Here is a 21,504-nt window from a genome sequence, read left to right on the forward strand (position 1 = left end):
TAAACCGGGGCATGACCGAACCCATGACCTATGGGCGCTATCTCGCCCTTGATGCGATCCTATCGGCGCAGCATCCGCTGTCCGACCGGCATGACGAGCTGTTGTTCGTCATCATTCACCAGACCAAGGAATTGTGGCTGAAGCAGATCATTGCAGAGCTGACGGCCGCCATCCCGCTGATCGATCAGGACCAGTTGACGCAGGCGTATAAATCGCTCGCCCGCATCTCGCGCATTCAGGCGGTGATGACGCTGAGCTGGGATGTGCTGGCGACCATGACACCCAGCGACTATTCCCGGTTCCGGCACGTCCTGGGCGGCAGTTCCGGGTTTCAGTCGGATCAGTTCCGCACGGTGGAAGTGATGCTGGGCATCCGCGACGGCGTTCGCCATGGCCCGATGACGGCAGACGCGGCGACCCGGCCTAGCCTGTGGGATGCGGCCAATGCTGCGCTGGGGCGGGCCGGGTTCGACCTGCCACCGCCCCGCGCCGACTGGTCGGCAGCCTATCGCCCCGATCCGCTGGTCGAGGCAGGCTGGGCCGCGGTCTATCGGGATCCGGAACGGTACTGGAACCTCTATCAGCTTGCGGAAAAGCTGGTCGATGTCGACGATGCCATGGCAAGCTGGCGGCACAAGCATGTGATGACCGTGAGCCGGGTGATCGGCGGCAAGCGCGGGACGGGCGGCACGGCGGGCGTCGCCTATCTGGAATCCACCCTGACCAAACGCGCCTTTCCCGAACTCTGGACGCTGAGGACCGGCCTGTGACCGATTACAAACGACTGTTCCAGCGCAGCATCGCGGCCGCGCCGGACCGGCTGCATTTCGCCGCGCATAGCCACCATCTGTGGCCGGATGCCAGCTATGTCGGACAGCTTGCCTGCTGGCAGGATGCGGCCCGGCTGGCGGATCGCAAATGGGGCAGGGTGATGGACGAGCTGTGGCCCGCCGCGCAGCGCCATGTGGCGGATGAATTGCGCCTGCCCGACCCGTCGACGGTGATGTTTGCCGGAAACACGCATGATTTCCTGATCCGCATCCGCTCGGCGCTGCCCGCACGGCCGCTGCGCATCCTGACGACCGAAGGGGAATTTCACAGCTTTCGCCGTCAGACGGCGCGATGGGCGGAATCGGGCGATGTGACGCTGCACCGTGAACCCGTTGGCCCCGATCTGATCGATCGGCTGATCGCCCGCGCCCGCGCCGAACGGTTCGACCTGATCTGGGTAAGCCAGGTGATGTTCGGCACCGGGTTCGTCGTGCCGGGGTGGGAAAGGCTGGCCGACCTCGCTGACCCTGATGGGCCATGGGTGGTGATCGACGGCTATCACGGCTTCATGGCGATGCCGACCGACCTGTCGGGCGTGGCCGACCGCCTGTTCTACCTGTCCGGCGGGTATAAATATGCGATGTCGGGGGAGGGCGTGGCGTTGATGCACGCGCCGCACGGCTTTGGGGCGCGCCCGATGCTGACCGGTTGGTATGCGGAGTTCGAGGATCTGAGCCTGCCGCCGGGCAGCGTCGGCTATGCCCCGGATGCGCGGCGGTTCATGGGGGCGACGTTCGATCCGTCGGGCATTTACCGGTTTGTGGCGGTGCGCGACATGCTGCGGGACGCGGCGCTCGATACTGCGGCGATTTCCGCCCATGCGGCCGGGTTGCGCGATGCGTTTCTGGCGGGGCGGGGGCGGACGGTGCTGGCCGATGCCGAATTGCTCAATCCGCCGTCGGCTGGCGCGTCGGCACGGTTCCTTGCCCTGCGCACGGCCGATGCCGCCCGGATCCAGGCCGGTCTGGCCGAACGGGATGTGATTACCGACGTTCGCGGCGATGTGCTGCGCATCGGATTCGGCCTTTATCAGTCCGATCGCGATGTCGGATCGTTGCTGGACCACCTTGCCGCCTGAGCCGTCATGGCATCGATCCATCATCTTTTGGATTGCATCATCCATTTTGTCTGATTTATGGGCTGACCCAATCAAAAGAGCGGAGAAGACATGACGGATACACCAGCAGCGGGGCCGCGACGGCTGCGTTCACGCGCATGGTTCGACGATCCCGACAATGTCGACATGACCGCGCTGTATCTTGAGCGGTACATGAATTTCGGCCTGTCGCTGGAAGAGCTTCAGTCCGGCCGTCCGATCATCGGCATCGCCCAGACGGGTAGCGACCTGTCGCCGTGCAACCGCCACCACCTTGTCCTGGCCGAACGGGTGCGGGAAGGGGTGCGCGAGGCCGGCGGGATCGTGATCGAATTTCCCGTCCATCCGATTCAGGAAACCGGCAAGCGGCCGACGGCGGGGCTGGACCGCAATCTGGCCTATCTGGGGCTGGTCGAGGTGCTGTTCGGTTATCCCATCGACGGCGTGGTGCTGACCACCGGATGCGACAAGACGACGCCCGCGCTGCTGATGGCGGCCGCGACGGTGAACATCCCGGCCATCGCCCTGCCCGTCGGCCCGATGCTGAACGGCTGGCACAAGGGCGAACGGACTGGATCGGGCACCATCGTTTGGAAGGCGCGGCAGATGCTTGCGGCCGGCGAAATCGACCGCACGGGCTTTATCAAGCTGGTGGCCAGCTCCGCTCCCTCGACCGGCTGGTGCAACACCATGGGCACCGCCACGACGATGAACTCGCTGGCCGAGGCGCTGGGCATGACGCTGCCCGGTGCGGCGGCGATCCCGGCGCCCTATCGCGACCGGCAGGAGTGCGCGTATCGCACCGGCATGCAGATCGTCGAGATGGTGCACGCCGATCGCAAGCCGTCCGACATCCTGACCAAGGCCGCGTTCCTGAACGCCATCCGCGTCAATTCGGCCATCGGCGGATCGACCAACGCCCCCATTCATATCAACGCCATCGCCCGTCATATCGGCGTCGAACTGGACATTGACGAATGGCAGAGCGAGGGGCGCGACGTGCCGCTGCTGGTCAACCTGCAGCCCGCGGGCGAATATCTGGGTGAGGATTATTACCGTGCCGGGGGCGTTCCGGCGGTCATCGGCGAACTGATCCGGCATGGCCTGATCGAAACGGATGCCCTGACCGCCAATGGCAAGTCGATGGGCGAGAATTGCCGGGATGCCATGATCGAGGACGATCGCGTCATCCGGACGATGGATCAGGCGCTCAATCCCAAAGGCGGGTTCGTCGTGCTGCGCGGCAACCTGTTCGACAGTGCGATCATGAAGCTGTCGGTGATTTCCGACGATTTCCGCAAGCGGTACCTGTCCAATCCGGACGACCCTGATGCGTTCGAGGGGCCGGTTGTCGTGTTCGACGGGCCGGAGGATTACCACCACCGCATCGACGATCCGTCGCTGGGCATTACCGAGGAAACGCTGCTCGTCATTCGCGGCACCGGGCCGATCGGCTATCCGGGCGCGGCAGAGGTGGTGAACATGCGGCCGCCCGCCGAACTCATCAAGCGCGGCATTCAGGCGCTGCCGTGCATCGGCGATGGTCGCCAGTCGGGGACCAGCGGCAGCCCGTCGATCCTGAACGCGTCGCCTGAGGCGGCGGCGGGCGGGGGCCTTGCCCTGCTGCGTACCGGCGACCGGGTTCGGGTCGATATCGGCCGGGGCACGGCCGACATGCTGATTTCTGCGGAGGAACTGGCCGAGCGCCGGGCGGCATTCGATGCAGCGGGCGGATACAAATATCCGCCGCATCAGACGCCGTGGCAACAGATCCAGCGCGCTCTTGTCGGTCAGATGGAGACGGGCGCGGTGCTGGAACCGGCGGTCGATTACCAGAAGCTGGCCCAGACGATCGGCGTGCCGCGGCACAACCACTGATCGGTTCTGCACGTGATCGGCCTGCCCGGACGGTTTCCCGCCCGGGCAGGACCGGCGATCATTCGACGGCGACGACCGCAACCGCCTTTGCCGGCAATTCGAATACCAGCTTGCCGCCTTCCGTCTTGCCGGAATAGGGCGCGGGCTTCAGCGTGTCCGGCTTGTCGAACGTATTATGGGTGTCCATCGCCGGTGCGGTCAGGATGCGCCCCGTCGCCCGGCCGGTCAGGGTGGTGCGAACCTTTACCGGGCGGTTCGGGTCAAGGTTGACCAGCGAGACATAAAGCTTGCCATCGGTGCCCCGCGCCACCGAACTGTCCACCATCGGCAGGTCGATGCTGCCCAGCACATAGCGGGGGCCATCCACCTTTGCCTCGATCGGCGTCGCACCCTGGAACGGCTTGTACAGGTCAAAGGCGTGATAGGTCGGGGTCAGGAGCATCTTCTCCTTGTCCGTCAGGATCATCGCCTGAAGCACGTTCACCATCTGCGCGATCGCGGCCAGCTTTACGCGGCGCGTGTGCCGGTGAAAGATGTTGAGCGTGAGCGCCGCGACATGGACGTCGCGCAGTGAGTTCTGCTGATACAGGAACCCCGGATTGGTGCCGGGGTCCGGATCGTACCAAGTGCCCCATTCATCGGGGTACAGCGCCACTCGGCCCTTCGGATCATATTTGTCCATGATGGCGGTATGCCGGGTCAAAATATCGTCCATGTGCATCGCGTTGCGCAGCGTCGATGCCCATTCGCTTTCCGGGAACCCCGTCGCCTGACCCTTTTTGGTCCAGTTACCGGTGGGCAGGGTGTAATAATGGATGCTCAGCGCCTGAACTTCCTTCGTCGCGTCGCGCATCAGCGCCTCGGTGAACTTTTCATCATCGCCGTTCGCGCCCGTTGCCACTTCGATCGTCGGTTCGACGCCGGGGGGCGATTTGACGAAGGTCTGATACCGGCGGTGGAGCACGGCGGACTGTTCGCCGGTCATGTTGCCGCCGCATCCCCAGCTTTCGTTGCCGATGCCGAAATACTTGACCTTCCACGGCTTGTCCCGGCCATTGGCCTTGCGCTGCTCGACCAGTGTCGAGGGCACGCTGCCGGTCATATATTCCATCCACCGGGCCATCTCGATCGGCGGCATCGACCCCATGTTGCCGGCGACATAGGCTTCGGACCCGATCATTTCGGCAAAGTTCAGGAATTCGTGGGTGCCGAAACTATTGTCTTCGGTGACCCATCCCCAATGGGTGTTGATCCGCTTTGGCCGTTTGTCGCGCGGGCCGATCCCGTCCTTCCAGTCATATTCGTCGGCAAAACAGCCGCCCGGCCAGCGGACGACGGGGACCTTCAGTGCCTTCAGCGCGGCCAGGACGTCGTTGCGATATCCGTTGGTGTTGGGGATGGGGCTGTTTTCGCCGACCCAGATGCCTTCATAGACGCTGCGCCCCAGATGCTCGGCAAACTGGCCCTGAATCGCCGGTTCGATGCGTGGCCCCTGTTTGGCCATGTCGATGGTCAGCACGGCCTCTGCCACCCGCTGAGCCTGAGCCGGTGCGGCGATTGCCACGCTGGCAACCCCCGCCAACGCGATGCGGGTCGTCCATTTCATGCAAGCTCTCCCTGTTTATCGTTACAGCGCGCTGACGGTTACGCCCACGGCATCCGCAACGGTCATTGTGTTGCGAAGGGGCAGCGTGAACGGCGCCGCCTCGATCTCGAACTGGTCGCCGGGCTGGACGGCAAAGCCATCGGAAAAGCTGAGCGTGGCCGTTCCGAAAAAATGGACATGGACATCGCCGGGCCGCCGGAACTGCGCATATTTGAAGTGGTGATGTTCCAGATTGGCGATGGAATGGGACATGTTCGCCTCTCCCGACAGGAACGGCTTTTCCCAGACAGTCTGTCCGTCGCGGACGATACGGCTGCTGCCCCGAACATCGGCGGGCAATGGGCCGGTCAGCAACTCCGCCCCAAGCGCCGCGTGCCGCAGCTTGGAATGGGCGAGCCACAGGTAATTGCCCCGCTCCGTCACATGATCCGAAAACTCGTTCGCAAGGCAAAAGCCCAGCCGATGCGGCGTGCCGTCCGGGCCGATCAGATAGATGCCTGCGATCTCCGGCTCCTCGCCGCCATCCAGCGCGAATGCGGGGGAGGGGATGGGCCGGCCCGTCGGCACGATGGAATCGCCATCGCCCTTATAAAACCATTCCGGTTGAACGCCGACATCGCCCGCGGCCGGCTTTCCGCCGTCCACGCCCATCAGGAACATGCGCATCGAATCGGTCAGGTCGCCGCTCGCCGCCGCCTTGTGCATCTTGTCGCGCCCCTCGGCCGAGCCGAGATGGGTGAGGCCAGTGCCGGTCAGGTGGCAGTGCGCCGGATCGGCATGGTCGATCGGGGCGAGCAGCCGTCCATCGGCCGAAAGCCGGTCCAGGTCCGCGTCCGCGCCCAGCCGCTGGCTGGCCAGATCGGCCAGCGAACGGCCCGCCGCAATGGCATCGCTGGCCAGCGCATAGACTGACGATGTGCCGGTCAGCCAGTTTGCCCTACCGTCCGACGCGGCAATCACGCCCCGTGTCCCGTCATCGCCCACAGCCTGAATCAGTCGCATGAAACTCTCCCTTGCGACCTATTAGTCAGACATAAGGACGGTTCGCAAATGGTAATCGTGCGATCGCCAGCGTTCGCGCCAATGGGTCGAATGCTGCGATCTGGGATTTCGGACGAAATAGTCTTGCCGGCTTCCGCGCCGACCGTTCAGCTGGGCGGCAGGACGGATGTCGTGTCAAGAAACGCCAGGTCGACCAGTTCGGTCATTGCCTGGTGCGCCTGTGCTGCATCGCCCGCGGCGACCGCATCGAACACCGCCCAGTGTTCGGGCATCGGATCGCGGCGCAGGGGTGTCTTGCGCTGCTTGTAAACGGTGGTCCACGCCACGGCGGCACCTACGCCGCTGGTCAGGGTGATCAGGAACGGATTGGCCGATGCGTTCAGCAATGCGGCATGAAACCGCTGATCGGCCAGGCGGCCTTCCGGCGACGTCAGGCTGTGGCGCGCCATATCCTCCAGCGCCGTTTTCATTTCCCGGATCTGGTCGGGCGTGCGGCGCCTCGCGGCCAGCGATGCAGCCTCCGGCTCGACGATCCGGCGCAATTCGAACAGGCTGACCAGCAGCGATTCGTCCGGCTCCTCGGCAAAGATCCATGACAGGATGTCGGGATCCAGCATCTGCCAGCGTTGCCGGTCGCTGACCCGCGTGCCTGTTTTCGGGCGCGATTCGACCAGACCCTTGGCTGCCAGCATGCGCAATGCTTCGCGATAGGCGGTGCGGGAGACGTTGAGCTGGTCACTGGCCACCACCTCGCCGCTCAGCACATCGCCGGGCGCATAGCCGCCATTGACGATCTTCATGCCCAGATCGCGGGCGATCGTGCCGTGAATGCGCAGCGCGCGATGATCCGGATCGACCTTGGCCATGCCGCTCTGTGTAGCGCGAAACAACGGGGCCGCAACAATCTGCGGCAACGGAAAACTCGCGATGTAAGGAAATTGGTCGGGGAAAGAGGATTCGAACCTCCGGCCCCTGCCTCCCGAAGGCAGTGCTCTACCAGGCTGAGCTATTCCCCGACCATGGGGTCCGCCGGGGCCAGCCCCGGTGGAGAGCGGCGCATATATCAGCGCGCGTGAGGGATTCAAGCGCTAGTTGTTGCCGATATTCCGGTCCTGCTCATTCCAGCGTGTCCATTTCGACACAGGCGGTGACTTTTCCGGCGTCGCACAGCGGTTTCAGCTTCGCGCGCTTCGCGTCAATCTCCGCCTTCCGTTCTGCTGCGGCCGCGGCAGCGACGCGTTTGTCGGCCGCCGCCCGGGCGTTGCGATCGGCGACATCGACGAACTTTGTCGCAGCGGCGCTGAAATTGCCGTTCAGGCTCAACCGGTAATTGTCCGTGCCCGAAATCACGCCCGAAAATTCGTTGCTGGTGCACTTGCCCTCAAACACCACCGCTCCGCGCGCATCGGCCAGCCGGCAAACCCCGTTTGCGATCAGACCCGACAGGTTGTGCTGCGCAATGCCGCCCGTTCCGGTGACCTGGGCCGTCACCGACTGGCCGTCAAAGGTCGCCTTGATGGTCAGCGCGCCCTGATATTCCGTGCCCTTTGGCGTCGCGGGGGCCGACATTGCCGCGTTGAGCAGCGTGTTCAAGCTGAGCCGATTGGGCACGCGCGGCGCACGTGCGGGGCGCGGCTTGGGGCCTTCGACAAACCGATAGGTACCGGCATAGGTGATTTCCGCCTGGGCCGGGATCCCGGTGGAGGCGGGTGTTGCCGCCGGTTCGGCCGCAACCGAGCGCCAGGTTCCGTCCGCATTCCGGCACATCCGCGCCGACGATCCGTCCGGCATGGTCACGGCGCGGCATTGGTCGCCAGTCTGTGCGTCCGCAATGCCAGCCACGCCGCCAAGGGTCAGGATGGCAATCAAGCGCGTCCAGTGCATCCGTCGTCCTTTCATCAGCACACCTGTCCGAAACAGCCATACAAGCCGCCCCATCCGCCAATCGGCGTCACCGGCGGTGGCGGGGGCGGGGGTGGCGCGGAATAGCCGCCCCGCAGTTCAAAGTCGTCGGGATAGTCGTTGCGCCCACCCCCGGAACCGCCGGTGTCATAGCCAGAGGCCGCGTATCGAACCGGCGGGCGATCCAGTATGTCCCTGTTGTCGCATCCCGGTTGATGCCCCATGGTACAGGCCCGAACGAAATAGGCTCTCGCTTTGGCGCGGTTCTTTTCCACGCCATAGGCATCAAGATGGCTTAGACCCATGTTTACGCATGCAATCGGCTCCTTCAGATCGCAGGCGAGGCGATAATAAGCGACCGCTTTGGTCGGACTGACCGCCACGTCCTCACCATTCTGATACATGACGCCCAGATTGTTGCACGACGCAGCGTCCTTGCGCGCGCAATTTTCGGCATAGAGTTTTCGAGCAACCGGATAGTTGACCGACAGCCCGTCGCCGTTCTGGTACATGTATCCCAGTTGGTAACAGGCGTCCTTGTTGTTGCGATCGCAGAACATGGCAAAGATGCGCGCGGCCGATTTTTTCTCGCCCATGTCGAACAGGATGCTGCCGGCATTGTAACAGGCGGCCATCAATCCCCTGTCACATGCGTTGGCGTACAGGGCGGCGGCACGTTTTCGGTCCTGACGAACGCCTTCGCCCTTGTCGTACATCTGGGCAAGGTCAGCGCAGGAATCGGGTAATCCCGCCTCGCACGCTGCGGCCAACGTCATTGCGTCCTTTGGCGGTGTGCCGCCAATCGAGAGCGCAAGCACCAGCATGAGAATCACAAGGCACCCCCATTTTTGCCCGAGCGCGATCCTGCCGATAAGGTTGCGTTGGTGAAATAGAATTCTTGTGCGGGACAACGCCGGCAACACCGCCTTTTGTCCCGCTTCCCCGGCGGGCGGGTCCCTGCTATCGCGCGCTTGTTATGGCTACTGACCTGTCCAAAATCCGCAATTTCTCGATCATCGCGCATATCGATCACGGCAAGTCCACGCTTGCCGACCGGCTGATCCAACGCACCGGCGGCCTTACGGAGCGCGAGATGAGCGCGCAGGTGCTCGACAATATGGAGATCGAGAAGGAACGCGGCATCACCATCAAGGCGCAGACCGTGCGCCTGGAATGGAAGGGCCACGTCCTCAATCTGATGGACACGCCGGGCCATGTCGATTTCGCCTATGAGGTGAGCCGCAGCCTGGCGGCGTGCGAGGGCGCGTTGCTGGTCGTCGATGCGGCGCAGGGCGTCGAGGCGCAGACGCTGGCCAATGTCTATCAGTCGATCGAGCATGACCACGAGATCGTGCCCGTCATCAACAAGATCGATCTGCCCGCCGCCGAGCCGGACAAGGTGAAGGCCGAGATCGAGGATATCATCGGCCTGGATGCCTCCAATGCCATTCTGGCCAGCGCCAAGTCGGGCATTGGCATCGACGAGATTCTGGATGCGATCGTCGAGCGGATTCCGGCACCCAAGGGGGATCCGGACGCGCCGCTGAAGGCGATGCTGGTCGACAGCTGGTACGACCCGTATCTGGGCGTCGTCATCCTGGTCCGCGTGATGCAGGGCACGCTGAAAAAAGGGCAGCAGGTCAAGTTCATGCAGGCCGGGACCACCCACCTGATCGACCGGGTCGGCTGTTTCCGGCCCAAGATCGAGCAGCTGACCGACCTTGGCCCCGGCGAGATCGGGTTCATCACCGCACAGATCAAGGAAGTGGCGCAGACGATGGTCGGCGACACGATCACCGACGCCAAAAAGCCCGCTGCCGAGGCGCTGCCGGGGTTCAAGGAAGTCCAGTCGGTCGTGTTCTGCGGCCTGTTCCCGGTCGATGCCAACGACTTTGAAAAGCTGCGCGAAAGCATCTCGAAACTGCGGCTGAACGATGCCAGCTTTACGTTCGAGATGGAAACGAGCGCGGCGCTCGGCTTTGGCTATCGCTGCGGCTTCCTGGGGCTGCTGCATCTTGAGATCATTCAGGAGCGGCTGACCCGCGAATATGACCTGGACCTCATCACCACCGCGCCGTCGGTGGTCTACAAGCTGACGCTGACCCATGGCGGCGGCGAGATCGAGCTGCACAATCCCGCCGACATGCCCGATCCCAACAAGATCGAGGAAATCAGCGAGCCGTGGATCAACGCGGTCATCTATGTCCCAGACGAATATCTGGGCAGCGTTCTGAAGCTGTGTCAGGACCGGCGGGGCATCCAGAAAAACCTGACCTATGTCGGCGGCCGGGCGCAGATGACCTATGAGCTGCCGCTCAACGAAGTGGTGTTCGATTTCTATGACCGGCTGAAATCGATCAGCCGCGGCTATGCCAGCTTCGACTATGAACAGATCGGGCACCGGCCGGGCGATCTCGTCAAGATGAACATTCTGGTGAACAACGAACCGGTCGATGCGCTGAGCATGATCGTTCACCGCGATGCCGCGGAATCGCGCGGGCGGCATATGTGCGAGCGGCTGAAGGACCTGATCCCGCGCCACATGTTCAAGATCCCGATTCAGGCGGCGATCGGCGGCAAGGTGATCGCGCGCGAGACGATTGCCGCGCTGCGCAAGGACGTGACCGCCAAATGCTATGGCGGCGACGCGACGCGAAAGCGGAAACTTCTGGAAAAGCAGAAGGAAGGCAAGAAGCGGATGCGCGAATATGGTTCGGTCAGCATCCCGCAGGAGGCCTTCATCGCCGCCCTGCGCATGGGCGACGACAAGTAAGCCGGTGCCCCTCCCCAAGGGTGAGGGGCAAGCCCAAATCAGAACTCGACGCTGGCCGATGCCTTGACCGTGCGCGGCTGACCCTGAAGCAGCTGCGGGGCAAAGCTGTCAAAGGCGGAGGCCCAATAGCGTTCGTTGGCGACATTATCGACCTGAACCCGCAGGGTCAGCGCCTGCTGTCCCACGCGGGCGACATAGCGCGCGCCAAGATCGAACCGAGTCCAGTCGGGCAGCTCCAGCGTGTTGGCGACATTCACCGCCTGCGGGCCGGTATGCACCACCCGCCCGGTCAGGGTCAGCGCGGGCAGGAACGGCACGTCCCATTCGACATTGGCATTGGCGGTATAGTCGGGCACGCCCGCCGCCTTGTTCCCCTCATTCACGCCGCCCTGGGTTTCGCGAAGGACCGCATCGGTGATGGCAACGCCCGAAATGATCCGCAGGCCCGGCGTCACTTCCCCATCCAGCGACAGTTCGATGCCGCGGTTGCGCTGCGTTCCGTACACGCCAAAGCGGTTCAGGCCCGAACCCTGCGGATCGGCGATCGCATAGGCGCTGGGCAATTCGATCTGATACAGCGCGGCGCTGGCATTGACCGGGCCGAGCGACAGTTTCGCCCCCACCTCATACTGGGTGGACACGAACGGCGCGAACACCTCGCCCGAATTGACCAGCGTGACGTCGATGGGCGCGGTCGGCCCCTGACGCAGCCCCTCGATCCGGTTGGCATAGAGGGACAATCCCTCGACCGGCTTGATGACCAGGCCGACGACGGGCGTTACCGCATCCTCGGAATAGGTGCCCGCCGGCGCGCCGTCGGTATAGCTGTAGCTCTTGACCGTGATCGACTGGAGCCGCAGCCCGCCGGTCAGCAGCACGCGGCCGTCGAACAGGCCGATCGTGTCGCTGGCAAAGGCGCTGCCCTGCCGGACGCGCGTGATCGGATAGGGATTGTCGAGGTCGCCGCCGACAAAACCGGTGCCGGGCAGGGCAACGTCCTGCGGCGCGTACAGATTGGTCGCAAAGCCGGCAAAGCCGCCGAGGAAGTCGAACGCGTTGCGGTTCACCTGCCACAGATGGTCGCCGCCGACATTGATCTCGTGCGTCACTGCCTCGCCCAGCCGGACGCGGAGACCGGCCTGCACCGCCTCGTTATTGTCGGTGCGCGGAATGAAGCTGGCCCCGCCCAGCGCCGCGCCGGTCGTGGCATCGGTCAGGGTGATCGAATTGTAGATACCGGTTTCCGAACCGTCGCGTGCGCCGAAACGGGCATAGAGCATGGCGTTATCGGACAGGTCATATTCCAGCTTGGCGATGCCGAACACGTCCTCCAGCGTCGTCGTCGCCCAATCCTGCGCATAATTGGCATCGGCGCGCGGCACGGCGGGCAGGCGGGTCAGCCCGGCGCCCAGCTGAACCTTGGGACGCAGGCGGTCCACCTGAACCCGCTGATAGGCAAGGTCGAGCGATGCGCGAAATGCGCCGGAATCCACATCGAACGCAGCGCCGATCACGCGGGTATCGCGGTCCTCGCCATTCACGGCCAGTTCGCCCGATCGCCACGCCCCGTTGATCCGGACGCCGAAGGTGCCGCTGGAAAAGCGGCGGGCGGCATCGAATGCGCCGCCGAAATGGCCGGATTCGGTATAGTTTGCCGTGACGCGGAAGAGGTCGCCGCTCGCCCGCTTGGGCAGCACGTTGACACTGCCGCCGATGCCGGAACCGCCGGGCGCCGCACCGTTCAGGAACGCGCTGGCCCCGTTCAGGACCTGAACCTGGTCATACAGCTCGGGCGCGACGATCTGGCGCGGGGCGATACCATACAGGCCGTCAATGCCAACATCGTCGCCGAACAGCGGAAAACCGCGAATGACGAACAGCTCGGCCGCATTGCCAAAGGCATAGGTGGTGCGCACCGCCGGATCGTTTTCCAGCACTTGGCCCAGCGACTGGGGCTGCTGATTGCGGATCAGCGCCTCGTTATAGCTGCGGATGCTGAACGGCACGTCCTCGGCAGACTTGTCGCCCAGCACGCCCAGGCTGCCGCTGCGGCTGACCTGGGTTTCATTCGCCTTTTGCGCGGTGACGACAATGTCCTCGCCCTCCGCTTCCTGAGCGATGGCGGTGCCCGCACTGACAAGGGCTAGGGTGGAAACGGCAAGGCGGACAGCGGCCCGAACGGCGGTCATGACAGGAACTCCATGGGATGATGTTGTTGTTGTGAAAAAGGTCAGCGTTGGCGGCTGCGCACGGCCATGGCGGCGGCGGCAACCGGCGTGGCGAGCGCCGCCGCGGCGATCAGGTCCGACACGCCGTCCCCAGCCAGCGCCAGCACCAACCCGCCCAGGCTGAGCACGCCGATCAGGACGGGCAGGGCAAAGGTGGAGCGGATCATTCCGCCGGTTCCGGCAACATGGCGGTGGCGGGCACGATCCCGCCCGTCTCCACTTCCCGCACCGGCGCATCGGCCCCGCGCCGACGACCCAGCCAGAGGTACAGGCCAGAGCCAAGGACGAGGATCGTGAACACGTCCAGGATGGCCCACAGGATCTTGAGCGGCAGACCGCCATAATCCCCGAAATGCAGCGGCTGCGAGTAAAGCAGGGCCTGCACGTACCAGGGCAGCGGGCGGGCGTCGGTCAGCGTGCCGGTTTCGCCGTCGATCAGGGCGGGGGTCAGCAACCGCTGGGTCAGCGGGCTGTTCCCCTGCATGAACACCGCCATGTGATGCGCTGAGCTGTACGACCCGCCGGGAAAGGCGATGAATTGGGGATTGGTGCCGGGCAGTGCGGCGCGCGCGGCGGCCATCGCCCTGTCGATCGATCCATATCGCGCGGGGGGCAGCGGCGCCCGCCCGGCATAGGCGGCGGTCATGTCCGCCAGCTCGCTTTGCTGCCAACCCTGAATGATCGGTGTGGCGAGCGTGTGGATGATACCCGTGACGCCGACGACGCTGGCCCAGACCAGCGCCGTGATGCCGAGCAGGTTGTGGGTATCCAGCCACTTGACCCGGCGGCTGCGCCGGGTGCGCAGCGTGCCGAAATCCAGCTTTCGCATGAACGGCGCGTACAGGACCACGCCGGACACCAGCGCAATGACGAACAACAGGCCCATGGCGCCCAGGAACAGCATCCCCGGCAGGCCAAGGAACATGTCGGTATGCAGCTGCAGGATAAAATGCATCACGCCATCCTCGCTGGCCGCCCCCGCCGGCTCACCGGTCGTGCGGTTGAACAGCAGGACGGTCATGTCGCTGGCTGGCGAATCCGGGCGCGGTGCCGTGGTGACGGTCAGCACCGGGCTGGCATTGTCGAACGCCATGAAAACGGGAACTTCGCCGGGGCGCTGCGCCAACCCCTTTGCAAGCATGTCGTCCAGCGACCGCTGGCCCGGCGCGTCGCTGGATGACGGCACGCCCTGCATCGCCGAAATGGGGTCATGGCCCGTCAGCGCATCGATTTCGTCGTGAAAGATCAGGGGCAGGCCGGTGACGCATAGCATCAGCAGAAATGCCGTGCAGAGGATGCTCGACCATTTGTGGACGAGAAACCAGACCCGGATCGACTCGCGCGTCATTCCGCCTGCCCGAAGGTACTAATGCAAACCATTATCATTCGCGCCTAGCGAATGGTTCGCATCTAGGCAATAGGTTGAAGCGACCTGTTCAACGGACGAGATGTGGGGAAAGGCGGACGTCACGAAAGCTGGGCTTTGGACAAGGAGAATGGGCGGGATCGGAGGAGGGGATGCCGATCTGCGCCCGGATGCCTTCGTAACGTCCTGTGCCCTAGGTACCGGAATATGTGGATAGCGCCGATACGGTCCTTCGCCTGTACCGCCTTACAACCCTGCTTCGACCGCCACCCGGATCATGTCCGCCGTCGTCGGCGTGCCCAACCGGTCCATCAGGATCGCACGGTGCATCTTCACGGTTTTCTCGGAAAGCCCGAGGACATTGGCGATCTGTTTGTTGAGCAGTCCATCCGATGCCAGCTTGAGCACCTGGCGCTGTCGTTCGGACAGGCGCTTCACCCGCTCCGCCGCATAGATGCGCCGCGCCGTCGACGGGCCGCGACTGTCGTCCGGCAATTCGACCTGCGACCCCAGGAAATAGGCCAGCGCGCCATCATCGTCATAAATGGGCGCGACCAGCACCGCGTTGCGGAACGGGGTGCCGTCCCGTTTGTAGTTCAGGATTTCCACCAGCACCGGCCGCCGCTCGCGCACGCCCTCGCGAATCGATTCGGACAGCCAGGGTTCGGTGCCGGGGCCTGACAGAAAGCGGCAGTTCCGGCCGACCACCATCTCCTCCGGATACAGGGTCAGTTCGCAAAAAGCACGGTTACAGGCCACGATCGGGTTGTCGGGCATCCGTGGATTGCTGATGACAGACGCGACCGGGCTGTCGGCAATCAATCCCAGCATCTTCGGATCAATCGGTAAAAGTGTCTCGATCACTTGACGGTCCATCATGTCAAGCAAGCTATAACGCTGTGCAAACAATATCCAGCAAAAGCGTGGATGACGGTTCCAAAACACGATGAGGGGCGAGACTTCAATGCACCGACTCGCAGCGCGGACGCGCGCGGTAACGGTCCGGGACCGCTCCGGCCCATCCTGTCGGCCGCAGCGAGGATGCGCCCTTGCCTTTTCACCGCGATGCGCCAACCTTAGCGGGGCGGGCAGGGGACGTGACCGATGGAGCGTGGGTGAAGCCTGACCGAGCCTATTTGAACGCCATCGCCACTGCGACGCCGGATCACGATATTCACGCGGCCTTTGTCCGCTGGGCATCCGGCCGGATGGAGGGTCGGGACCGAAAGCTGTTCGACCGGATGGCCGCGCGATCGGGCATCGATCATCGCTGGTCCGTCCTTCCCGCAACACGGCCGCAGGACGGATCGCCGATCGACCCCGATGGCTTTTACGCGCATGGCCATATGCCCGGCACCGCCGACCGCATGACGATTTATGCGGAGGCCGCTCCGGCGCTGGCCTTGAGCGCCATCCGACGGCTGCCGGTCGCGGTGGACACGGCGACCCATATCGTGGTGGCAAGCTGTACCGGGTTCGTCGCGCCGGGCATCGATCAGATCCTAGCCCGCCGCCTGGGCCTCTCGCCGCGGGTGGAGCGCACGCTGATCGGGTTCATGGGCTGTTATGCCGCGGTGGTGGCCCTTCGAACCGCACGCCAGATCGTCCGGTCGGAACCGGAGGCGCGCGTGCTGGTGGTGACGGTTGAGCTGTCGACCCTGCATCTGCAACCGGATAGCGAGATCGAGCCGTTGCTGGCCATGCTGCAGTTCGGTGATGGAGCAGCCGCCGCCTGGGTAACGGGCGAGCCAGCAGGATTGAGCCTTGGCGCGCCCTTTGCCCTGACGCTGCCGGACAGCGAGCATCTGATCCAGTGGCATGTCGGGGATACCGGATTTGCCATGCACCTGTCGGGCGAAGTGCCGGGCCGCATCGGCGCCGCGCTGGCGGACCCGGCCGTGCGGGCGGATATCCTGGGCAATGATGCTGCCGATGCCCTGGTCTGGGCGGTTCATGCGGGCGGTCGATCCATTCTGGATGCGGTTGTCGCTGGACTTGGGCTGCCAGAGGATGCGCTCGACCGGTCACGTGCGGTCCTTGCCCGATCCGGCAACATGTCGTCCGCGACGCTGATGTTCGTGCTGGCCGATGTGCTGGCGGCGCGGGAGCAGCGGCCGGGCATTGCCATCGCCTTTGGTCCCGGGCTTGCGGCCGAGGGGTTCCGGTTCGGACCCGCCGCATGACCCTGGCGAAGCGAAGCCTTGCCGCCGAGCAGATGGACGATCCGGCCATGTCGCCGGAACTGTTCAAGGCGGTGCTGACCGATCTGGCCCGGATCAATCGCTGGACGATGACCGTGCGGCCGATCCTGGCATTCCTGAACCGGCATATTCCGCCCGGTCAGCCATTTTCGCTGCTGGACGTCGGCTTTGGGCACGGCGATGCCCTGCGCGTCATCGCTGCCTGGGCGGACAAGCGCGGAAGTGCGGCACGGCTGACGGGCATCGACCTTGATCCGCGCAGCGAACCGGTGGCGCGGGCAGCAACGCCAGACGGCAGCGTCATCGACTATCGCACCGGGGATGCAGCAGCGGTGGCCGAACCGCACGATTTCTGGATCGCGTCCCAAGTGACGCACCATATGACCGATGCAGAGGCGGTCGCGTTCCTTCAGCTGTGCGAGCGGCGGGCCACCCGTGGGTGGATGATCGGCGACCTGCATCGCCATGCCGTCGCCTATCGTGGATATCCCCTGCTGGCGCGGTTGCTGCGCGTCCATCCCGTGGTGCGGCAGGACGGGACGCTTTCCATTGCCCGGTCATTCCGGCCGGAAGAGTGGCGCGTCCTGCTGAACGATGCGGGGATCCCTTCAGAAGATACGAAGATCCGATGGTATCTTCCGTTCCGGCTATGCGTCGAACGGGCGCGCTGATCCTGGGGGGCGGGCCGGCCGGATGCGCGGCCGCGATCCGGCTGGCGACGGCCGATCATGCCGTCACGGTCGTCGAGCGGCGCCGGACGATGGACGATGGTGTGTGCGGCGGCTTTCTAGGGCCGGACGGCATGGCCGCGCTCGCGGAACTGGGCATCAGACCGGCGGATATCGATGCGCGTCCGATCCGGGCGGTGCGCGTGTCGGATGGCCGCCACAACAGGTCGATTGCGCTGCCCTTTACCGCGCACGGGATTTCGCGGGCCGTGATGGACACCCTGCTGATGGATCGTGCCCGTCTGGCCGGGGCTGAGGTCCGGGCGGGCGTTGTCCGATCGCTGGATGCGTCGGGCGCACGGCTGGCCAGCGGTGAGCAACTGGCCGCCGATGCGATCATGCTGGCCACCGGCAAGCATGGCCTGCGCGGATCGCCCCGACGGGCGGATGCAGCCGGCAGGGGGGCGGTGGGGCTTCGCTGGACAATCCGGCCGGACCGCACCCTTCTGGCCGCGCTGGATGGCATGGTTGACCTGATCCCGTTTCGGCATGGCTATGCCGGGGTTCTGCTGCGCGGTGACGGCACGGCGAATGTCTGTCTGTCCGTGGCCCAGGACCGGCTGCGCGATGCCGGCGGCACGGACGCGCTGCTGAGCGAACTGGCATCGGAACAGCCCGGCTTTGCGGCACTGCTTGACCGGGAACGGCTGGGGCCGGTGAACAGCGTGGCGGACGTGCCCTATGGCTGGCGCGCCCGCCGCCCGGCGCATGGGGCCTATCGCCTGGGCGATCAGGCCGCGGTGATCGCATCCATTGTGGGCGACGGCATGGCGATTGCCCTCAATAGCGGGGTGATGGCCGCCAATGCGCTGATTGGGGGCGGGGATAGCGCGACATTCCAGTCCGGCTTTGCCCGAACGGCGCAGCGTCCGCTGGCCATTGCCCAGGCCCTGCGCTGGGGGACGGAGCGGCCCATTGCCCGGCGCGCCCTGTTCGCGCTGGCCGGGATTGCGCCCGGATGGGTCGCGCGTGCGGCCGCAGCAACGCGGATCGTTGCCACGCCGGGTTCGAACGACTAGGCTGCGCATCGTGGCAAGCATGAGCGACCCTGACGATGCGCGGAGCGCCCTTGCCATGGCATTGTCGCGCGTGGGGGCGGGAGACCGCGCGGCGCTGCGCGAAGTCTATGACCGGACCGTTTCGAAACTATTCGGCATCTGCCTGCGTATCTGCGGAGAGCGGGAAGCGGCCGAGGATGTTGTGCAGGACGTTTTTGTAAAGGTGTGGCACTCGGCCGGGCGGTTCGATCCGTCGCGGGCAAGCCCGATTACCTGGCTGGCGACCATTGCCCGCAATACGGCGATCGATCGGGTCCGCTCGACACGCACGCGCGTCCTGTTGCCCGAAACAGCCGCAGCGAACATTGCCGATGCTGCACCGCTTGCCCCCGACCGGATTGTCGAGGCGCAGATGTCGAGCCGCATTCATGCGTGTCTGGACGAACTGGACGAACGATCGCGCGACCTGATCCGCACGGCCTATTTCGATGGCGTCACCTATGCCGCGCTGGCCGAACGGACCGATACCCCGCTGGGCACCGTCAAAAGCCTGGTCCGACGCGGGCTGATGCGGCTGAGGGGCTGTGTCGGCGATGACTGAGGAACTGGACCTGCTGGCCGGGGAACTGGCGCTGGGTGTCCTGGACGGGGCAGAGCGGGCCGAGGCGTTGCGTCTGCGCCTGTCCGACCCGGAATTCGCGGCGGCCGTGGAACGCTGGGAATCCGTGCTTGCGCCGCTGAGCGAAGCGGCGAGTGCCGCCGATCCCGCCGATCTTTGGCAACGGGTGGAACCGCGGCTGACCGACCGGGGCGCATCGGCAACGGTCAGCGACCTGTCGCTGCGGCGGTCCGTTGCGCGCTGGCGGGCGGGTACGGTTGCAGCAGCCAGCGTCGCTGCCGCCCTTGCCCTTGTCATGGTCACGCGGCCCGCGCCCGCACCGGTCGGGCCGCCTCAGGTTGCGACCCAAACCGCTCGCGCCATTGCCGTGGCCCAGTTGAGCGGCGAGGAGGAGGGACCGGTACTGACCGTCCGCTACGAACCGGGCGACGGTGCGCTGGCCATCCGTGCCGAAAATGTTCAGGCGGGCGCGGCGCTTGCGCCCGAACTCTGGGTCATCCCGGATGGCGCCGCGCCGCAGTCGCTGGGCCAGATTGCGGCCGATGGGACGTCGCGGATTGTCGTGCCCATCGACCTGCGCCGCCTGATGCAGGATGGGGCCGTGCTGGCCATCACCATCGAAAAGCAATCGGCGACCCCGCATCCGGCACCCAGCAGCAGCCCCGTTGCGGTTGGCCGGATGGCGACGATCTGATTTTCCGGCCTGACCCCCGAAAAAATTCTGCATCCGTTTCGACGGTCGTTTCGTAGCTGGTCCGCACCCAAATTCCCCCATCTTATCGGGTGCGTTTCAGGAAGGATGACCAATGCCGAATGCACGTATGCGTTTGATGCTTCCCGTTGCCGCCACGCTGATGGCGGTTGCCGGAACGGCTGCCGTGGCCAACCATCACCAGTCGAACCCGACCGTCGGCGGCGCCGCCATGTACGCCACCAAGACGATTGCGGAAAATGCCTCGGCCGCGCCGAACCTGACCACCCTGGTCGCCGCCGTGAAGGCCGCCGGTCTGGTCGAAACGCTGGCCAGCCCTGGCCCGTTCACCGTGTTCGCGCCGACCAACGACGCCTTTGCCAAGCTGCCCGCCGGCACCGTCGAAACGCTGGTGAAGCCGGAGAACAAGGGCACGCTGACCACTGTCCTGACCTATCATGTGGTGCCGGGCACCTATACCGCTGACAAGATCGTTGCGGCGATCAAGGCTGGCGGTGGCAAGGCCGAGCTGACCACCGTTCAGGGTGGCAAGCTGACCGCGTCGCTCAAGGGCAAGTCGGTCATCCTGACCGATGCCAAGGGTGGAACGTCGACCGTGACGACAGCCGACGTGCTTCAGTCGAACGGCGTTGTGCACGTCATCGACACGGTCGTGATGCCGTAATCCGTTCAGGCCGGGCGTCGTCCATCCCATTGCCTGACGCCCGGTCGGCACGCCTGCCGGCTTTACCCCCCCCTCCTGGCCGGCAGGCGTGTTCGGAAGCGGACTCAGAATCGCCGCTGGCCTGCGCTCCAGTTGCCGATGTCGCACTGGCCTTCAAAATTGGTGATCGCCTGAATCGTGATGCGGCCGCTGCGCCGATCAACCGTCAGGCGGGGTTTATTCATGCCGTTCAGCCGATAGCTGGCGCTGATCCGGTCGCCGCTGACCACCAGATTATCGAGATCCCACCAGCCATTGGCACCGCCCGAATGGATCGGCGGGACCAGATTGGGACCAAGATGGATGCGGCCGTGATCGCCATATAGTTCGATCTGGACGTCGGATCCGAACCCTTGCGTCGTCCCGACGACATCGTTGCTCCATTCCCATTTGTGCTTGCTGCTGTTCCACGAATAGCGTGGCTGGGTGGTGACACTGGGTTTAGTTCCCGCACCATAACACACCAGGACCAGGGATCCGGCATCCGATCTAGGTTCAGGATAGGTCGGCCGCGCCGCCTGGCTTTGCGCTGGTGAAGCATCACAGTTGCCCGGCGGAATACGCTGGATCGACGCATAGCGCCCATCGACCGTCGAGACAGACACGCATTCCTGCTTGCGATCGTTCCACCAGAAGGTGAAGCGCTGATCCCGCACAGTGTTGCCGCCAGTGACGCGGTATCCACGTGCCTCCATCTGCGTTTCGCCACCAGCAGCGCGTGCGCCGATAAGGTCGCTGAGTTCGGAAACTTGCTTGGCCAGCACGACACCGCCGCACACCGAGCCCATCAGCGCGGCCAGTAACAGTTTATGGGCCGAATACATGATGATTGTCCCGCGAATTATTGGCTGTGTGGGCAAG

General features: G+C 64.7%; 20 protein-coding genes and 1 tRNA gene. 10 read left to right on the plus strand and 11 right to left on the minus strand.

The features are described from left to right. Positions 1-11: 11 nt before the first annotated feature. The 3 genes from NYR55_RS00925 (at position 12) to NYR55_RS00935 (ending at position 3,805) form a co-directional block, all read left to right on the plus strand. Entirely contained in the window at positions 12-770 is a 759-nt protein-coding gene (locus NYR55_RS00925; RefSeq protein ID WP_260019384.1) for a tryptophan 2,3-dioxygenase, read from the plus strand. After that, entirely contained in the window at positions 767-1,909 is a 1,143-nt protein-coding gene (locus NYR55_RS00930; RefSeq protein WP_260019385.1) for a class V aminotransferase, read from the plus strand. Before NYR55_RS00925 ends, NYR55_RS00930 begins: the two co-directional genes overlap by 4 nt. Positions 1,910-1,999: 90 nt before the next feature. Continuing rightward, positions 2,000-3,805 carry an IlvD/Edd family dehydratase gene (locus NYR55_RS00935; protein ID WP_260019386.1) on the plus strand — a complete coding sequence of 602 codons (1,806 nt, stop codon included), beginning with the start codon at positions 2,000-2,002 and terminating at the stop codon, positions 3,803-3,805. Positions 3,806-3,863: 58 nt separating this feature from the next. Here NYR55_RS00935 and NYR55_RS00940 read toward each other — a convergent pair whose 3' ends face one another. From NYR55_RS00940 to NYR55_RS00965, 6 genes are all read right to left on the minus strand, one after another. Further along, positions 3,864-5,411, minus strand: a complete 1,548-nt coding sequence (locus NYR55_RS00940) for an alpha-L-arabinofuranosidase C-terminal domain-containing protein (protein ID WP_260019387.1) — start codon at positions 5,409-5,411, stop codon at positions 3,864-3,866. 21 nt (positions 5,412-5,432) lie between these two features. Next, entirely contained in the window at positions 5,433-6,413 is a 981-nt protein-coding gene (araD1, locus tag NYR55_RS00945; RefSeq protein ID WP_260019388.1) for an AraD1 family protein, read from the minus strand. A gap of 146 nt (positions 6,414-6,559) precedes the next feature. Next, a complete protein-coding gene (locus tag NYR55_RS00950) occupies positions 6,560-7,279 on the minus strand; it encodes a FadR/GntR family transcriptional regulator (protein ID WP_260019389.1) in 720 nt (239 codons plus the stop codon). Between the two features lie 73 nt (positions 7,280-7,352). Beyond that, positions 7,353-7,429, minus strand: a tRNA-Pro gene (locus NYR55_RS00955). A 100-nt stretch (positions 7,430-7,529) separates the two neighbouring features. After that, positions 7,530-8,297 (minus strand): hypothetical protein, encoded by a 768-nt coding sequence (locus NYR55_RS00960; protein ID WP_260019390.1) that lies wholly within the window; start codon positions 8,295-8,297, stop codon positions 7,530-7,532. A 14-nt stretch (positions 8,298-8,311) separates the two neighbouring features. Further along, complete coding sequence (locus tag NYR55_RS00965) at positions 8,312-9,238, minus strand: tetratricopeptide repeat protein (protein ID WP_260019391.1); 927 nt, start codon at positions 9,236-9,238, stop codon at positions 8,312-8,314. Between the two features lie 53 nt (positions 9,239-9,291). Here NYR55_RS00965 and lepA point away from each other — a divergent pair, with 53 nt between their 5' ends. Next, a complete protein-coding gene (lepA, locus tag NYR55_RS00970) occupies positions 9,292-11,088 on the plus strand; it encodes a translation elongation factor 4 (RefSeq protein ID WP_260019392.1) in 1,797 nt (598 codons plus the stop codon). A gap of 38 nt (positions 11,089-11,126) precedes the next feature. On the opposite strand, the gene NYR55_RS00975 is transcribed toward lepA, so the two are convergent. The 4 genes from NYR55_RS00975 to NYR55_RS00990 form a co-directional block, all read right to left on the minus strand. Beyond that, positions 11,127-13,277 (minus strand): TonB-dependent receptor, encoded by a 2,151-nt coding sequence (locus NYR55_RS00975; protein WP_260019393.1) that lies wholly within the window; start codon positions 13,275-13,277, stop codon positions 11,127-11,129. A gap of 41 nt (positions 13,278-13,318) precedes the next feature. Further along, on the minus strand, positions 13,319-13,483 hold the full coding sequence (locus tag NYR55_RS00980) for a hypothetical protein (protein ID WP_260019394.1): 165 nt from the start codon (positions 13,481-13,483) through the stop codon (positions 13,319-13,321). After that, positions 13,480-14,664, minus strand: a complete 1,185-nt coding sequence (locus NYR55_RS00985; RefSeq protein ID WP_260019395.1) for a PepSY domain-containing protein — start codon at positions 14,662-14,664, stop codon at positions 13,480-13,482. The genes NYR55_RS00980 and NYR55_RS00985 overlap by 4 nt, the downstream gene beginning before the upstream one ends. A gap of 264 nt (positions 14,665-14,928) precedes the next feature. Further along, positions 14,929-15,513: a LuxR C-terminal-related transcriptional regulator gene (locus NYR55_RS00990; RefSeq protein WP_260021506.1), complete on the minus strand. Its 585-nt coding sequence runs from the start codon at positions 15,511-15,513 to the stop codon at positions 14,929-14,931. 284 nt (positions 15,514-15,797) lie between these two features. On the opposite strand from NYR55_RS00990, the gene NYR55_RS00995 reads away from it, so the two are divergent. From NYR55_RS00995 to NYR55_RS01020, 6 genes are all read left to right on the plus strand, one after another. Next, positions 15,798-16,865 carry a type III polyketide synthase gene (locus NYR55_RS00995; protein WP_260019396.1) on the plus strand — a complete coding sequence of 356 codons (1,068 nt, stop codon included), beginning with the start codon at positions 15,798-15,800 and terminating at the stop codon, positions 16,863-16,865. Beyond that, a complete protein-coding gene (locus NYR55_RS01000) occupies positions 16,862-17,554 on the plus strand; it encodes a methyltransferase domain-containing protein (RefSeq protein ID WP_260019397.1) in 693 nt (230 codons plus the stop codon). The genes NYR55_RS00995 and NYR55_RS01000 overlap by 4 nt, the downstream gene beginning before the upstream one ends. Next, positions 17,533-18,630 carry an FAD-dependent oxidoreductase gene (locus NYR55_RS01005; protein ID WP_260019398.1) on the plus strand — a complete coding sequence of 366 codons (1,098 nt, stop codon included), beginning with the start codon at positions 17,533-17,535 and terminating at the stop codon, positions 18,628-18,630. Before NYR55_RS01000 ends, NYR55_RS01005 begins: the two co-directional genes overlap by 22 nt. A 19-nt stretch (positions 18,631-18,649) precedes the next feature. Beyond that, entirely contained in the window at positions 18,650-19,210 is a 561-nt protein-coding gene (locus NYR55_RS01010) for a sigma-70 family RNA polymerase sigma factor (protein WP_260019399.1), read from the plus strand. Then, positions 19,203-19,922, plus strand: a complete 720-nt coding sequence (locus NYR55_RS01015; RefSeq protein ID WP_260019400.1) for an anti-sigma factor — start codon at positions 19,203-19,205, stop codon at positions 19,920-19,922. The genes NYR55_RS01010 and NYR55_RS01015 overlap by 8 nt, the downstream gene beginning before the upstream one ends. 160 nt (positions 19,923-20,082) lie before the next feature. Next, positions 20,083-20,604 (plus strand): fasciclin domain-containing protein, encoded by a 522-nt coding sequence (locus tag NYR55_RS01020; protein ID WP_260021507.1) that lies wholly within the window; start codon positions 20,083-20,085, stop codon positions 20,602-20,604. Positions 20,605-20,708: 104 nt separating this feature from the next. On the opposite strand, the gene NYR55_RS01025 is transcribed toward NYR55_RS01020, so the two are convergent. Then, positions 20,709-21,467: a hypothetical protein gene (locus NYR55_RS01025; RefSeq protein ID WP_260019401.1), complete on the minus strand. Its 759-nt coding sequence runs from the start codon at positions 21,465-21,467 to the stop codon at positions 20,709-20,711. Positions 21,468-21,504: the final 37 nt, after the last annotated feature.

Origin of the sequence: Sphingomonas sp. BGYR3, from assembly GCF_025153455.1 — a bacterium.
GTDB lineage: Bacteria > Pseudomonadota > Alphaproteobacteria > Sphingomonadales > Sphingomonadaceae > Sphingomonas.

Bases quoted from the DNA above. Each gene is read 5' to 3' on its own strand.
- NYR55_RS01020 (WP_260021507.1), top strand. From the start codon at position 20,083: ATGGCGGTTGCCGGAACGGCTGCCGTGGCCAACCATCACCAGTCGAAC.
- araD1 (WP_260019388.1), bottom strand. From the start codon at position 6,413: ATGCGACTGATTCAGGCTGTGGGCGATGACGGGACACGGGGCGTGATT.
- NYR55_RS00975 (WP_260019393.1), bottom strand. From the start codon at position 13,277: ATGACCGCCGTTCGGGCCGCTGTCCGCCTTGCCGTTTCCACCCTAGCC.
- NYR55_RS00935 (WP_260019386.1), top strand. From the start codon at position 2,000: ATGACGGATACACCAGCAGCGGGGCCGCGACGGCTGCGTTCACGCGCA.
- NYR55_RS01015 (WP_260019400.1), top strand. From the start codon at position 19,203: ATGACTGAGGAACTGGACCTGCTGGCCGGGGAACTGGCGCTGGGTGTC.
- NYR55_RS00925 (WP_260019384.1), top strand. From the start codon at position 12: ATGACCGAACCCATGACCTATGGGCGCTATCTCGCCCTTGATGCGATC.
- NYR55_RS00960 (WP_260019390.1), bottom strand. From the start codon at position 8,297: ATGCACTGGACGCGCTTGATTGCCATCCTGACCCTTGGCGGCGTGGCT.
- NYR55_RS00950 (WP_260019389.1), bottom strand. From the start codon at position 7,279: ATGGCCAAGGTCGATCCGGATCATCGCGCGCTGCGCATTCACGGCACG.
- NYR55_RS01010 (WP_260019399.1), top strand. From the start codon at position 18,650: ATGAGCGACCCTGACGATGCGCGGAGCGCCCTTGCCATGGCATTGTCG.
- NYR55_RS00985 (WP_260019395.1), bottom strand. From the start codon at position 14,664: ATGACGCGCGAGTCGATCCGGGTCTGGTTTCTCGTCCACAAATGGTCG.
- NYR55_RS00940 (WP_260019387.1), bottom strand. From the start codon at position 5,411: ATGAAATGGACGACCCGCATCGCGTTGGCGGGGGTTGCCAGCGTGGCA.
- NYR55_RS01005 (WP_260019398.1), top strand. From the start codon at position 17,533: ATGCGTCGAACGGGCGCGCTGATCCTGGGGGGCGGGCCGGCCGGATGC.
- NYR55_RS00980 (WP_260019394.1), bottom strand. From the start codon at position 13,483: ATGATCCGCTCCACCTTTGCCCTGCCCGTCCTGATCGGCGTGCTCAGC.
- NYR55_RS00990 (WP_260021506.1), bottom strand. From the start codon at position 15,513: ATGCTGGGATTGATTGCCGACAGCCCGGTCGCGTCTGTCATCAGCAAT.
- lepA (WP_260019392.1), top strand. From the start codon at position 9,292: ATGGCTACTGACCTGTCCAAAATCCGCAATTTCTCGATCATCGCGCAT.
- NYR55_RS01000 (WP_260019397.1), top strand. From the start codon at position 16,862: ATGACCCTGGCGAAGCGAAGCCTTGCCGCCGAGCAGATGGACGATCCG.
- NYR55_RS01025 (WP_260019401.1), bottom strand. From the start codon at position 21,467: ATGTATTCGGCCCATAAACTGTTACTGGCCGCGCTGATGGGCTCGGTG.